Annotated in this window: 14 protein-coding genes; 4 read left to right on the top strand and 10 right to left on the bottom strand. The window is 69.3% G+C overall.

Annotation, left to right across the window (positions count from 1 at the left end; all coding sequences use genetic code 11):
- Nucleotides 1–32: 32 nt before the first annotated feature.
- Complete coding sequence (locus tag C7H75_RS14060; RefSeq protein WP_106851474.1) at nt 33–1,106, bottom strand: substrate-binding domain-containing protein; 1,074 nt, start codon at nt 1,104–1,106, stop codon at nt 33–35.
- A gap of 107 nt (nt 1,107–1,213) precedes the next feature.
- Here C7H75_RS14060 and C7H75_RS14055 point away from each other — a divergent pair, with 107 nt between their 5' ends.
- The gene (locus tag C7H75_RS14055; protein ID WP_106852015.1) at nt 1,214–1,654 is read left to right on the top strand and encodes a MarR family winged helix-turn-helix transcriptional regulator; all 441 of its coding nucleotides are present in this window, start codon (nt 1,214–1,216) and stop codon (nt 1,652–1,654) included.
- 479 nt (nt 1,655–2,133) lie between these two features.
- Complete coding sequence (locus tag C7H75_RS14050) at nt 2,134–3,594, top strand: DNA-3-methyladenine glycosylase 2 family protein (RefSeq protein WP_022596368.1); 1,461 nt, start codon at nt 2,134–2,136, stop codon at nt 3,592–3,594.
- 10 nt (nt 3,595–3,604) lie between these two features.
- Here the strand turns inward: C7H75_RS14050 and C7H75_RS14045 are convergent, their stop codons facing one another.
- On the bottom strand, nt 3,605–4,402 hold the full coding sequence (locus C7H75_RS14045) for an SDR family oxidoreductase (protein WP_044991149.1): 798 nt from the start codon (nt 4,400–4,402) through the stop codon (nt 3,605–3,607).
- Between the two features lie 42 nt (nt 4,403–4,444).
- On the opposite strand from C7H75_RS14045, the gene C7H75_RS14040 reads away from it, so the two are divergent.
- Nucleotides 4,445–4,966, top strand: a complete 522-nt coding sequence (locus C7H75_RS14040; protein ID WP_022596366.1) for a metallophosphoesterase family protein — start codon at nt 4,445–4,447, stop codon at nt 4,964–4,966.
- 125 nt (nt 4,967–5,091) lie between these two features.
- Nucleotides 5,092–6,597 carry a Mur ligase family protein gene (locus C7H75_RS14035; RefSeq protein ID WP_106851473.1) on the top strand — a complete coding sequence of 502 codons (1,506 nt, stop codon included), beginning with the start codon at nt 5,092–5,094 and terminating at the stop codon, nt 6,595–6,597.
- On the opposite strand, the gene C7H75_RS14030 is transcribed toward C7H75_RS14035, so the two are convergent.
- The 8 genes from C7H75_RS14030 to C7H75_RS14000 form a co-directional block, all read right to left on the bottom strand.
- Entirely contained in the window at nt 6,594–7,205 is a 612-nt protein-coding gene (locus tag C7H75_RS14030) for a TetR/AcrR family transcriptional regulator (protein ID WP_022596365.1), read from the bottom strand. The two genes, C7H75_RS14035 and C7H75_RS14030, sit on opposite strands and share 4 nt — an antisense overlap.
- Nucleotides 7,193–7,453, bottom strand: a complete 261-nt coding sequence (locus C7H75_RS14025) for a hypothetical protein (RefSeq protein WP_044991148.1) — start codon at nt 7,451–7,453, stop codon at nt 7,193–7,195. The genes C7H75_RS14030 and C7H75_RS14025 overlap by 13 nt, the downstream gene beginning before the upstream one ends.
- On the bottom strand, nt 7,450–7,869 hold the full coding sequence (locus C7H75_RS14020) for a hypothetical protein (protein WP_022596363.1): 420 nt from the start codon (nt 7,867–7,869) through the stop codon (nt 7,450–7,452). The genes C7H75_RS14025 and C7H75_RS14020 overlap by 4 nt, the downstream gene beginning before the upstream one ends.
- A gap of 103 nt (nt 7,870–7,972) precedes the next feature.
- On the bottom strand, nt 7,973–9,076 hold the full coding sequence (locus tag C7H75_RS14015; RefSeq protein ID WP_022596362.1) for a carboxylate-amine ligase: 1,104 nt from the start codon (nt 9,074–9,076) through the stop codon (nt 7,973–7,975).
- A gap of 17 nt (nt 9,077–9,093) precedes the next feature.
- Nucleotides 9,094–10,260, bottom strand: coding sequence for a zinc-dependent alcohol dehydrogenase (locus C7H75_RS14010; RefSeq protein WP_022596361.1), 1,167 nt, complete (start codon nt 10,258–10,260; stop codon nt 9,094–9,096).
- A gap of 21 nt (nt 10,261–10,281) precedes the next feature.
- Nucleotides 10,282–10,800 (bottom strand): SRPBCC family protein, encoded by a 519-nt coding sequence (locus tag C7H75_RS14005; protein ID WP_022596360.1) that lies wholly within the window; start codon nt 10,798–10,800, stop codon nt 10,282–10,284.
- Nucleotides 10,801–10,816: 16 nt separating this feature from the next.
- Nucleotides 10,817–10,969: a hypothetical protein gene (locus tag C7H75_RS25980; RefSeq protein WP_013416254.1), complete on the bottom strand. Its 153-nt coding sequence runs from the start codon at nt 10,967–10,969 to the stop codon at nt 10,817–10,819.
- Nucleotides 10,970–11,045: 76 nt separating this feature from the next.
- Nucleotides 11,046–12,512, bottom strand: a complete 1,467-nt coding sequence (locus tag C7H75_RS14000) for an aminotransferase class I/II-fold pyridoxal phosphate-dependent enzyme (RefSeq protein WP_106851472.1) — start codon at nt 12,510–12,512, stop codon at nt 11,046–11,048.
- Nucleotides 12,513–12,515 lie beyond the last annotated feature (3 nt).

The raw sequence follows: 12,515 nt of genomic DNA, 5'->3' as shown, positions 1-12,515 counted from the left end.
TGGTGTGCGCCACAGTGTCAAGAGGTGGTCGATCAGAGTGTGGTCACGATGTCGAAGTCGACACCGTTCGCCATGGCGAGGTGAATTCGCTGACGAGCTACTCGGTTTCGGAACTCAACGGTCCCTCGTGGGCCGTCGTATGCTGCGCCGTCGACGACGGAATCGAGTGCCGCGGTGGACGGATTTCCCGCACGGTGGATGAGGTTGGCGAGGGTCTGGATGCCCTCGTAGCAGGACTCCGCGGCGTTGTTCAGTGGCGGCGCTGCCGCGCCGTGTAGCGAAACGTAGCGGCCGACGAGATCCATCGAGTCGGCGTCGACGAGCGAGCGGAAGTATGCGGCGGCTACGAACAAACTTCGCGTGGCGTGCGGCCCGCTCGCGAGCAGCATGTTCTCCTCCATGAGGGGACTGAACCGCACGATGTGCTCGTCGAGTCCGCGGCGGGCGAAGGCGCGGTTGAAGTCGACGGCGTCCTGACCCACCAAAAGCATCAGAACGCCGTCGCACAATGATGCGCGGACTGCGTCCACCACGCGGTTCATGTTGCCGCGGCCGAGGTCTACGAATGCCTCGCCCACGATCTCGAGACTGAGCTCGTGGGCATACGCCCGCACGGCGCCCAGTGATCCGTGCGGCCAGATGTAATCGTCGCCGACCACGAACCATCGACGGGTGTCGAGGTTGTCCCGCAACCATTTCAGGGCCGGAGCAATCTGTTGGCGAGGCGTCTCGCCGCAGCAGAAGATGCCGCTGCGCGTCTCGCCGCCTTCGTAAAGCGAGGTGTAGGAGTACGGGACGCGTCCCGTGACGACCGGTGCGAGCGCGTGGCGCACGGACGAGATGTGCCAACCGCTCACCGCGTCCACGGCGCCGGCGGACACCAGTCGGTGCACCTCTGCGGCGATCGCCGCAGGGTCCAGACCGCCGTCCACGACATGGAGGGCGGCCTCGCGGCCGAGAACGCCTCCGGTGTTGTTGATGTCGTGCACGGCCAGTTCGCCGATCGCCTCGCACGACGGCCCGAACAATCCGGCCGGCCCCTGGAGCGGAACCACCATCGCCACTCGCCACTGCGCGGCGCGCACGCGGTCGAGTACGGCGCTCATGTCGAGGCCTCCGCGGCGTCGTAGGTGAGGGGCTGTGCTCGGGTTATCATTTCATTTGAAAGTATTGCTTGTGGGGTGTGAACTACGCAACAGCTCGGGAGTGGGTCGTGTCGGACGATAGTGCCATCGCAGTAGGCGACGTGTCGGTGACCGCTGCGCTGCTGAGGGCGGCCCGAGTGGCAGCGCAGGCGGCGGACGACGCATTCGCCGCGGACAAGCTCACCGTCGACCACTACCTGGTGCTGGACACGCTGGCGGCCCGTCCGGGAGCGACGATGGCGGAGTTGCGTGTCGATACACGGATCCCGGCACCGACTCTCACCCGTGTCGTGGATCGGCTCGTGTCGATCGCCGCTGTCTACCGTGAGGTCGACCCCGACGACCGGCGCAAAGTGCGTGTTTATCCGAGTCCGCGGGGACGGCAGTTGCACGCCCGCTTGTCGCTGACGGTGCGCGACGTCGAGGAGCAATGGCTCGGGGAGCTACCCGCTCCGGAATCTGCCGATCTGGTCCGGGCGCTGGCAGGTTTGGTGCGAGTGGGCCCCTGACGGTTCGGGAGCAGGTGCGGCGAGGCTTCGAGGGGCTACGACGTCCTGCGGCCACTGAGCCGGTGGCCGTCGAGGTCTCTCCGCGGTCCACAGGCCGCTCCGGTTGGCGAGTCACGTATCCGTTCGCGGCGCGCCTTGTGGCTACGTCGAGCGAAGCGCTACCGCCGCACGAACGCTCACGGCTCCGGATGCGGCTGTGGGTCCGAACCGTTCGTACACGGTACGAGGGCGGTCGAACACTGATCGCCTCCATCAAGGGAGAGGGGTGAGTATCCAGTGCTGACAAAGATCTTGACGCGAGCGGCGGTGGTCTGCTCGACCGTCGCCGTGGTCGCGGGCGGAGCGGACGGGACAGCGGCGGCGTAAACGACCTCGGCGGCTCCGTGGCAGCCCGCCAAGACGTCGACCCCAGCGAGCGGTCCTCGAACGCGACGTCCGATTTCCGCTGGCCCGATCGAACTCGTCCACCGCATGCTGGTGTGGTGATCAGCGACGAGGCCAGGTACGAGGCGGTGTGCAGTCGTGATGCGCGGTTCGACGGCGACTTCTTCTTCGCGGTGGCCACCACCGGTATCTACTGTCGGCCGAGTTGTCCGGCGACCACCCCCAAACGTGTGAACGTCCGCTTCTTCCCCACCGCGGCCGCTGCACAGGGCGCCGGATTCCGCGCCTGTCGCCGCTGCCGCCCCGACGCCGTCCCCGGTTCGGTGGCGTGGGACGTCAGGGCCGACCTGGTCGGGCGCGCCATGCGCCTGATCGCCGACGGCGTCGTCGACCGGGAGGGTGTCTCGGGGCTCGCTTACCGACTCGGGTACAGCGCTCGCCAGGTTCAGCGCCAACTCAACGCCGAGGTCGGGGCGGGCCCGACGGCGCTGGCGCGGGCCCAGCGCGCGCACACGGCACGGGTCCTGCTCCAGACCACGTCGATGCCGGTGACCGATGTCGCGTTCGCGGCCGGGTTCGCCAGCGTGCGGCAGTTCAACGACACCATCCGTGAGATCTACGCGGCCAACCCCACCGGGCTGCGCGCCGCCCGCCCCCGGACCCCCACCCGGTTCGGTGACGTAGGCGCCCCCGGCACGGCGGCGGGTATCCCACTGCGCCTGCCTTTCCGCGGGCACTATTCGGCCGCAGTGACTTTCGACGTCCTCGCCGCCGATCTGGTACCGGGCGTCGAGGAGATGACCGGTGTCCGTCCCACCCGCCGCTACCGTCGCACGTTGCGCCTTCCCCGCGGTGTCGGGATCGCCGAGGTCGGGGAGGACAGCGGCGACGGGTGGCTGCCCTGCCACCTGTGCCTGCAGGACCTGCGCGACCTCACGACCGCGACGCAACGCGTCCGGCGCCTGTTCGACCTCGACGCAGATCCCGACGCGGTGGCCGAGCGGCTGGGCGCGGACCGGGCGCTCGCCGACGCCGTGGCGGCCCGACCCGGTCTGCGTTCTCCGGGAACCGTCGACCCGGAGGAATTCGCGCTCCGCGCGGTCGCCGGCCGGGCCGGCGCCCTCCTGGCGCGGCGCTATGGGCAGCCGCTGGTCACTGCCCGCGGCGGCCTGACCCACCTGTTCCCCCGAGCCGAGGATCTGGCCGACCGTTCGTTCGGGGAACTGTCCGATCCCCTCCGGCGGACGCTTCGAGGGCTCGCTCGGAGGCTGGCCTCGGGCGCGGTCACACTCGACCCGGGCGTCGACCGCGCCGCCGCGGAGAAGGCCCTCGGCGACATTCCCGGCCTCCCACCGGGCACTGCCGCCCACATCCGGATGCGGGGCCTGGGCGACCCCGACGTCCTGTCGACCGAGGATCCCGCCGTCCGGGCGGCAATGGACCGGTTCGGCATCGATGCGGTGGATGTCGACCGCTGGCGGCCGTGGCGGACCTACGCCGGACTCCACCTCGTCGCGGCTTGTCGCGACGCGGGGGTCGGACGTAGCGCCGAATAGCTGGGCGCAGTCAGAGTTCGCGCCAGCTGCCGTCGGCCATGTCGTGCCCGTGCGCGGCCATGAGCATCAGGCCGCCGTCCACCGGGATCGAGCGGCCGGTGAGATACGACGCGCGCGGCGACGCGAGAAAGGCGACGACGGCGGCGATCTCGTCGACGTGCCCCGGGCGCCCGGTCGGATTGCCGGGACGGTCCTCGCGGAAAGCGTCGGGTTCGTCCATACCGGTCATCGGGGTGGCGATCTCGCCGGGAGCGACGGCGTTGACGGTGATGTCGTACCGGGCGAGTTCGAGTGCGAGGCACTGGGTCAGCATTCCCAGGCCGGCCTTGGCCGTGCAGTAGGCGGCCGCGCCCAGGCGTGGTACGTGCTCGTGGACGCTGGTGATATTGACGATCCGTCCACCCCTGCCCGTTTCGACCATCCGGCGCGCGGCCCGTTGCGCGCACAGGAACGGGCCGTCGAGATCGGTGGCGAGCATCTCCCGCCACCGGGCGTAGGTCAGGTCGAGCGCCCGGTCCCGGTGACCGGCGCCGGCATTGTTCACCAACACCCCCAATCCACCGAGCTGTTCGGCGAGGTGATCGACGGTGTCGCCGGTATCCGGACTCGTCAGATCCTGGCGGGCGACGTAGCAGCGTCGTCCGCGTTGCTCGACGGCGGCGCGGGTGTCCGCAGCCCCGGCCTCGTCGGTGTGGAACGTGATGCCGACGTCGTACCCGTCGGAGGCGAGGAGTTGCGCGGTTGCCCTGCCCATGCCGGAGTCTGCACCGGTCACGATGGCGAGTCGGTCGTGTGTGGGGACGGTCATGCTCGCCGTGTACCCATCGAGCGCGAGCGGCACACTGGTGAGATGAGGCTCCTGCTGCTGGCCGACACCCACGTCCCGGCCCGAGCGCGGTCGCTGCCGCCCGCGGTGTGGGACGAGGTCGATCGCGCCGACGTCGTCGTCCATGCGGGCGACTGGGTCGACGTCGGGTTGCTCGATCAGCTCGAGGGAAGGGCTCGGCGGCTGGTCGCCTGCTGGGGCAACAACGACGGTCCCGCACTGCGGGAACGGCTTCCGGAGATCGCGCGGGTGACGCTCGAAGGGGTGCGTCTCGCGGTGGTCCACGAGACGGGAGCAGCGGCGGGAAGGGAGAAGCGGGCGGAGGCGGCGTACCCCGACACCGACGTGCTCGTGTTCGGGCACTCGCACATCCCGTGGGACACGACAGCCCCGGGCGGACTGCGTCTGCTCAACCCGGGCTCACCGACGGATCGGCGCCGGCAGCCGCATTGCACGTACATGACGGCGACGGCCCTGGGCGGGGTGTTGAACGAGGTGGAGTTGCATCGCCTTCCCGTGCGGTCCGTCGGCTCGCCCGGCCGCTGAGCGCCTGCGCAGTCGGGCAGTTCCGTCGCCGAGATGTCGAGACGGCGCGGATCGGGAATGCCCCGACCGTCAGGGACACGATCGTTCACCGGCGGCAACCGCCCCGAGGGTGGTCAACTTGTCGGATGGACCTCGAGGACCTGTGGACGCCGGTTTGTCCCCGCACGTTGCGTGAGGTCGTCGACCGCCTGTGCGAGGCGGGGCACGTGGTTGCCGACGCCCCCGTGGACGACCGGCGGGTGATCACCGGAGTGTGTCAGGACTCCCGGCGTGTCCGCCCGGGTGACCTCTACGCTGCACTGCCGGGACGTCGGCACCACGGTGCGGATTTCGCCTCGGAGGCAACCGCGCGCGGCGCTGTCGCGATGCTGAGCGACCGGCCGTCGGACATCGTGCCGACGGTCGTCGTCGACGATCCACGCGTGGCACTGGGACCGCTCGCGGCATGGGCGTACGGAAATCCGTCGACCGCCTTCGACCTGTACGGCGTGACAGGGACGAACGGCAAGACCAGCACCGTCTACCTGCTCGAGGCCGCTCTCGTGGCGGCGGGTCTCCGGACGGGGGTGGTCACCGGTGTCACGGTGCGGGGACCCGGCACGGTCCGGCCCGCGACGCGGACCACGCCGGAAGCGTGTGAGCTGCAGCAGAGCTTCGTCGAGTTCGTCGAGGAAGGAGTGGACGCGGTCGCGATGGAGGTGTCGAGCCACGGACTGGCCGAACACCGGATCGACGGATCCCGTTTCGACGTCGGAGTCTTCACCAACCTCGCGCGTGACCACCTCGACTACCACCCCGACATGGAGGCCTACTACGCAGCAAAGGCACGTCTGTTCGAACGCGACCTCTGCGAACGCGCGGCCGTCTGCATCGACGACGACTACGGCCGCCGGCTCGCGGCCGAGGTCGCGGTTCCACACCTGACGTTCTCGGCACGCGATCCCGGTGCCGACGTGTACGCGACGACGGTGCGGGCACAACGGTGGGGGAGCACGTTCACTCTGCACCACCGGGGCGAACGGGTACCGGTTCGGTTGCGGGTCCTCGGCGGGCACCAGGTGGACAATGCTGTCGCGGCCCTCGCTGCGCTGTCCGTCCGAGGAATCGACCTCGGCGCTGCCGTGGCCGGGATCGAGGCACTCGACGCGATCCCCGGGCGGCTCGAGCGTGTGGACGTCGGGCAACCGTTCCTCGCGTTGGTCGACTACGTGCACAACACCGCCGGTCAGCATCGGCTGTTCCCCTATCTGCGTTCGGTGACGCCAGGGCGGATCGTGGTTGTGCTGGGCGCCACCGGCGAGCGTGATCCCGGCAAGCGCGCTCCGCTCGGATTCACCGCTGCGCGATACGCGGAGGTGGTCGTCGTGACGGACGAGAGCGCCTTCTCCGACGACGCCGCCGATCTCCGCGACGCCGTTGCGGCGGGAGCGCGCCGGGCCGGGACGGCAGAGGTGGTGGTGATCCCGGATCGCGGGGAGGCGATCGCGGTAGCCGTGGACCTGGCCGGTGCCGGGGACACCGTGCTCCTCGCGGGACGCGGGCACGACCCGGCACTCGTCGACGACGGCGTGGCGACCGCGTTCGACGATCGGGCCGCGCTGCGCAACGCCCTGCTGACGCGGGCCTACTAGCCCTGCACCCCGGGTTCTCGTACCCCGAGCGCGCGCAGAATGAACGGCACGGTGCGTGCGACGGCGGAATCCGTTCTTCCTCCCGCGACCAGTCCCGGGCGCTGGGATTCCAGACACGCCATGATCAACTGGCGCGTGGCTGCCGGATCGGCGTCCGCGAACACTCCACCGTCGATACCGTCCCGCAGCAGATCCTCGAACAGCTCCGCGAGTGGTTCCAGGTGCGTGAAGAAGACGTGTCGATCCTCGGGTGCGAGCATCGACGCGACGGAGGCGGCGACACCGCGCTGCAGGGAGAATTCGATGAGGACCAGCTTGACGAGGACCTGCAAGCGGTCGACGGGGTCGATGCGGTCCGCGAGTTCGCGCGCGGCCAACGCCATGAATCGCGTCATCTCGCGTTCGGACCAGGCCAGCAACAGTGTGGTCCGGTCGGGGAAGTAGTTGTACACCGCGGTGCGCGCCACTCCCGCCCGTTCCGCGATCGTCTGCAGTTTGAGGTCCTGCCAAGGTCTTTGGTGCAGTTCGACGGCGAACGCGTCGAGCATTGCGTCACGCGTCGCAGCCTTGTGCTCGGCCAGCGTGGTCCCACCTGTCAGTTTGGGCATCGGCGGTGTTCCTCGTTCGTGGTCGGGGCGTCGTGGCCGAACAGTTCGGCCACGACCCACGGGTCACCCTGCAACGCCGCCAGCCGATCGAGGACGAGGACGGTCGACACGCGCTCGAGGGCCGCGGCGACGGCCTCGATCTGGATCTCCGACAGGCTGCCGCGCCGCGCCAGGCGCTCGAGCTCCACCGCGACCGTTCGTCTCGTTCTGAGCCGAACCGCGCCGACGACGTCCGCCGGTCCGCTCACGCGCGAGCCCTCCGCCACAGATCGGCGGTGGCACGGACCGTCGCGACCGCGAGCGCCAGGACCACGAGCACATTCACGAGATAGAGATCGCTCACGACTGCGAGTCGGGCGGCATGGCCGTGCAGCATCGGCGGGAACATCGCGGCGACGAACAATCCCAGCGACAGACCCGTCACGCGGTCTCCGGCGCGCGCGAGCGGAACGGACAGTACCTGGACGATGGCGGCGAACTGGGCCGCGTAGCCCAGATTCAGCAGGAGCGCGGAATCGGCCGAATTCTGCCAGCCGACAGCCAGTTGCGCCGAAGCGAGAATCACCGCGGACGCGGCGGCGCCGGCCAGGGCCGACAACGCCATCTGCCGGCGCCGCGGTAGCCGGATCCCGTCGGTATGAACGTGTACATCGATCGTCGGCACCGAGTCGACCCTTCTTTATGACGACAAGTCGTCACAAAAACTAGCAGGACGCCTTTCGTGTCGTCCCGCACGGCCCGTGATCGCCAGTCGGGTGGTCTGCTGCCTAGCAACCCTGCAGGGTGAGGTCTGCGACCGTCTCGACCACGTCGAAGATCGAGTGCCGTCGCCGGAAGGCCGAAAGCTGCCGTCGAGCACCGTTTCCCGCTGCCACCCGACGCCGGAGCCCGTCTTCTGCGACGGCTCGCAACCCCTGGTGGTCGAGGGCGTCGCCCACGCTGTCGATCATCCGCTCGAGCAGGACCGAGGCGGGGACGACGGTCACCGTCGCGGGGTCCACACCCACGCCGTCCAGCCCGTCGCGGGCGGCGCGCCAGTAGGCGGCGTCGAGCACGTGGCCGGGTACATCCGCGACGTCCGAGCCGGCTTCTGCGTCTCGCAGCGCCGTCACCACGAGCGCGCGCACGAGTACCGCGAGCAGCACCGACTCCTCGACGGTCGCCGGAACGTCGCTCACCCGCACTTCCACCGTCGGAAACCGTGCGGACGGCCGCACGTCCCAGTAGACCATTCCACGATCGAGGATGTTGCCGGTGTCGACCATCGCCGCGACGACGCGGTCGAACTCGTGCGCATCCCTGAACAGTGGGGGAGCGCCGGCGCTGGGCCAGCGTCGCCACATGACCGAACGCCAACTCGCACAACCGGTATCGACCCCGCTGTAGATCGGGGAGTTCGCAGTGAGAGCCAACAGCGATGGCAGCCAGGGGCGTAGGCGGTTGCCGACTGCGATCGCACAGTCCCGGTCCGGCACCGCCACGTGGATGTGGCAGCCGCACACGCCGTGCTGCCGCGCCAGGATCCCGAAGGCTCGCTCCATCGATCGGTAACGGTCGTCGTCGCTGACCTGGTGTTCGCGGGGTCCGACGAGAGGGACCGCGGAGGCGAGCAGTCGACAGCCGCATCGGGCCGCCGCCTGCGCGGCCGCGGAACGCAGCTGGGCCAGCTGCGTGGTCAGCTCCTCCGGCCCGGTGCACACCGGGGAGGTCGTCTCGATCTGACAGGCACCCAGTTCGCGTTGGAGCTCCACACCGGCGCGGTGAGCTTCGGCGACCACGGCGTCGTTGTCCATCCGCGGCCACGCGGTGACCGGGTCGACGAGGAGGAACTCTTCCTCGACCCCGACGGTGGGATTCCACCGCGACGGCATCGCACCCTCTCGCGTCGCTACGGACGGAAGACCGCGCGGACGCAACCGTCCTGCTTCTTCTTGAACATCTCGTAGCCCCGGACCGCGTCCTCGAGCGGGAGGTCGTGGGTGGCGAGTACCGCGGGATCGAGTTCACCCCGCTGCACGTGCTCGAACAGCCTGGGGAGATAGCGCTGCCCGTGCTGCTGCGCGGAGCGGATCGTCAGACTCTTGTTGGTCACGGCGCCCATCGGGAACTTGTCGGTCACCCCGTAGACCCCGAGCACGGAGACCACTCCGCCCTTGCGGCAGGCGAGTACGGCCTGCCGCAGTGATGTCGCGCGGTCGGTCTCGAGTCGCAGCAGCTGCTTGGTGCGGTCGTAGAGTTCCTGCACTCCGGTACCGTGGCCCTCCATCCCGACGGCGTCGATGCACGCGTCGGGACCGCGTCCCCCGGTGCTCTCACGTAGTACCTCGCGCACGTTGCAGTCGGTGTAATCCACGGTCTCGGCGTGGCACACGGTGCGTGCCATCTCGAGACGCTCCGGGAACCTGTCGATCACGATCACCCGGTCGGCGCCGAGCAGCAGCGCGCTCTTCGCAGCCATCAGACCCACTCCGCCGGCGCCCCAGACGGCGACCGTGTCACCGGCGGAGATGTCGCAGAAGTCGGCACCCATGTAGCCGGTCGGCACCGCATCGGAGAGGAACAGGGCCTGCTCGTCGGATATCCCGTCGGGCACCGGGAAGCAATTGGAGTCGGCGAACGGCACCCGGATGTACTCGGCGTGCGAGCCCTGGTAGCCCCCGAAGGGGTGGGTGTAGCCGTAGATCCCGCCGGTTGGGTAACCGAAAACCGGTTGCTGCAGATGGGCATTGGGGTTGGCGGTGTCGCACACCGACGGCAGGTCGTGGTCGCAGTACCAGCACGACCCGCAGCTGATGAACGAGGGCACCACCACCCGCGTCCCGGTCCGGATCCGGGTGACCTGCGGGCCGGTCTCGACCACCTCGCCCATGAACTCGTGGCCGAAGACGTCGCCTTCTCGCATCCCCGGTAGGTAGCCGTCGATGAAATGCAGGTCGGACCCGCACGTCGTGGTCAGGCGTACCTCGACGATCGCGTCGTGAGGATTGACCAGACGCGGATCGTCGACGGTTTCCACGGCCAAGTCGTTGACGCCGTTCCAACACAGAGCGCGCACGGGACCTCCTCCGGTTGTCGATCACTGCCCACTACGGCGGGCGCTGGGGTTGTCGCGCAGGGTGGGGACCTCCCCGGTCTGCAGCAGAGCGCGCGCCCGGTAAAGGACTGCGAACGCCGCGAGCGACGACAGGAACTCCGGTAGCGGGGTCCGGGCTCGCAGCGTGACCTCGGTGCCGAGCCCGTGGGGCGCGTCCCGGAAGCCCAGGACGAATCCGGGGGTCGGGCCGGTCGCGTCGCCCCCGGTCGTCGTGAACCGGAAGCCGTCCTCGTCCTCTCGGAGGGTCGCGCGCCACGACTCGGCGTCGTCGGGTGAACCGACCGGGCTCCAGACATACTCCCCGGCAACATCGCCCGCTCGGACTTCCGCGGCCTGGTCGAAGACCGCGGACAGCGATTGGGGGTCGCGCCAGAACTGTGTCACCTCGTCGCGGGGGCGGGCGATGGTGACCGACTGGGTGGCGTCCGACTTCGACACGTGGCCGACGGCCTCGCCCACCACCTGGCCCACCTTCTGCACGACGTTGTCCAGATAGATCATGGGTCCTCCGAGGTGCTCAGCTGTCGTCCTCGTCCTTGTCGGACTGGCGCACGACGTCCGGCGCGTTCTCGCGGGTTGCCATTCCGCCGTCGCGACCGTGATCGGCCGGACCCGGGGGGTCGGCGTGGACGTCGTCCTTCGGTGCGGGGCGGTGGGTCTCGTCGGTCATCTCGAACCTTTCCGGTCTGTGTGTAGTGGGTGCCCGGCTCCGCTGTGGCTCAAACGAAGTCCAGCGGATTCGCCGCTCAGTGCTCTTTCACCACCCGGAACTTCTCCAGCGAGGTGTCGGAGGCGTCCGGGATGTTCATGCCCGCAGCGACGCCGCTGCGGAGGTAGTCGATCACCGCTCGGTCGAGACGCTCGCCCGGCACCACTGCGGGGATGCCCGGGGGATACGGCGTGATCTGTTCGGCGGCGATCCTGCCGTCGGCGTCGCCGGCATCCACCATCTCGATGTCTCCGAAGAAGGCGTCCCGTGGGGAGAGCACCGACTCGAGTTGGAGTTCGTCGGGACTCGGAAGGCGAATCTCGTGGGGCGCCGGGAACGACTCCGCCGCACGGGCGACGGCCCGGAGGGCGTCGACCAGGCGATCGACGGTGGCGTCGTCGTCGGCGAGGGACATCGTGGCGAGGATTCGCCGATGGTCGGTCATGCCGAGATCGATGTGACAGTGTTCGCGCAGCCAATCGGTGCACTGGTATCCGGACACACCGAGGTCGCTCACGTCGACGAGAACCTGGAGCCGGTCCAGATCGTGTGAGGCCTCCTCACCCAGCAGGCGGTCCTCGAGCACGGTGAGACCGTCGATGCCGTTGATTTGCTCGCGGGCGCGCGCGGCCCGTGTGAGCGCGCGTCCGAGCAGGTCGTGGCCGTGCTCGACCATCTGCCGCCGCCAGCCGTCCATGGCCGAGTACAGCATCACGTTCGGGCTGGTGGTCATCAGCAGGTCGGCGCACTGCGCCAGGTACCGGCCCTCTACGAGGTCGCCCTGTACGTGGTAGACCGAGCCCTGTTCGAAACCGGCTCCCATCTTGTGGACGCTGACCACGCAGACATCGGCGCCGGCGTCCATCGCCCAGGTGGGTAGGTCTTCGTGGAACGGCAGGTGTGCGCCCCATGCCTCGTCGACGATGAGCGGCTTGCCGCGCTCGTGGCACACATCGGCGATGCCCGCGATGTCGGCACACGTGCCGTACGGGCTCGGGCTGACGATCAGCGCTCCTGCCGCGTCGGGGTGCTTCTCCCACGCGGAACGGACCTGCTCGGGGGAGGGCGGATGGGAGAAATGCATCTCCTCGTCCCACCTCGGGGTGATCCAGCGGGGCGTGACGCCGCTGAAGACCAGTCCGGCGACGATCGACTTGTGAGAGTCGCGGGCGACGAGGAGGCCGCCCGGATCGTCTCCCGCAACCGCCATCATCGCCGCCTTGACCGACAGCGAACTGCCGCAGGTGGAAAAGAAGGCCTGGTCCGCGCCGACCGCCTCTGCCATCAGCTTCTCGGCGTTCGACAGATAGCCCGCCGACGACAGGCGATCGTCGAGGCCTCCGGACGCCAGGACGTCCGCGCGAAACGGCTCGTCGCCCAACACGTCGCGAACCCGCGCGTCGGCGCCGCGGCCCTGGCGGTGCCCGGGCGGCGAGAAGCCGTAACGGTCCAATCGGTGGTACTCCTGCAAGGCCTCCAGCAGAGGCGCCCGTGACTGGTCCATGAC

It is taken from the genome of Rhodococcus (subgen. Prescottella) equi, assembly GCF_003013675.1.
Classification (GTDB): Bacteria; Actinomycetota; Actinomycetes; order Mycobacteriales; family Mycobacteriaceae; genus Prescottella; species Prescottella equi.
This window is presented reverse-complemented; position numbering and strand designations above follow the sequence as displayed.

Excerpts from the sequence above, each read along its gene's own strand:
- C7H75_RS14040 (WP_022596366.1), top strand. The coding sequence starts at position 4,445 with ATGAGGCTCCTGCTGCTGGCCGACACCCACGTCCCGGCCCGAGCGCGG.
- C7H75_RS14060 (WP_106851474.1), bottom strand. The coding sequence starts at position 1,106 with ATGAGCGCCGTACTCGACCGCGTGCGCGCCGCGCAGTGGCGAGTGGCG.
- C7H75_RS14045 (WP_044991149.1), bottom strand. The coding sequence starts at position 4,402 with ATGACCGTCCCCACACACGACCGACTCGCCATCGTGACCGGTGCAGAC.
- C7H75_RS14015 (WP_022596362.1), bottom strand. The coding sequence starts at position 9,076 with ATGCCGTCGCGGTGGAATCCCACCGTCGGGGTCGAGGAAGAGTTCCTC.
- C7H75_RS25980 (WP_013416254.1), bottom strand. The coding sequence starts at position 10,969 with ATGACCGACGAGACCCACCGCCCCGCACCGAAGGACGACGTCCACGCC.
- C7H75_RS14035 (WP_106851473.1), top strand. The coding sequence starts at position 5,092 with ATGGACCTCGAGGACCTGTGGACGCCGGTTTGTCCCCGCACGTTGCGT.
- C7H75_RS14005 (WP_022596360.1), bottom strand. The coding sequence starts at position 10,800 with ATGATCTATCTGGACAACGTCGTGCAGAAGGTGGGCCAGGTGGTGGGC.
- C7H75_RS14030 (WP_022596365.1), bottom strand. The coding sequence starts at position 7,205 with ATGCCCAAACTGACAGGTGGGACCACGCTGGCCGAGCACAAGGCTGCG.
- C7H75_RS14000 (WP_106851472.1), bottom strand. The coding sequence starts at position 12,512 with ATGGACCAGTCACGGGCGCCTCTGCTGGAGGCCTTGCAGGAGTACCAC.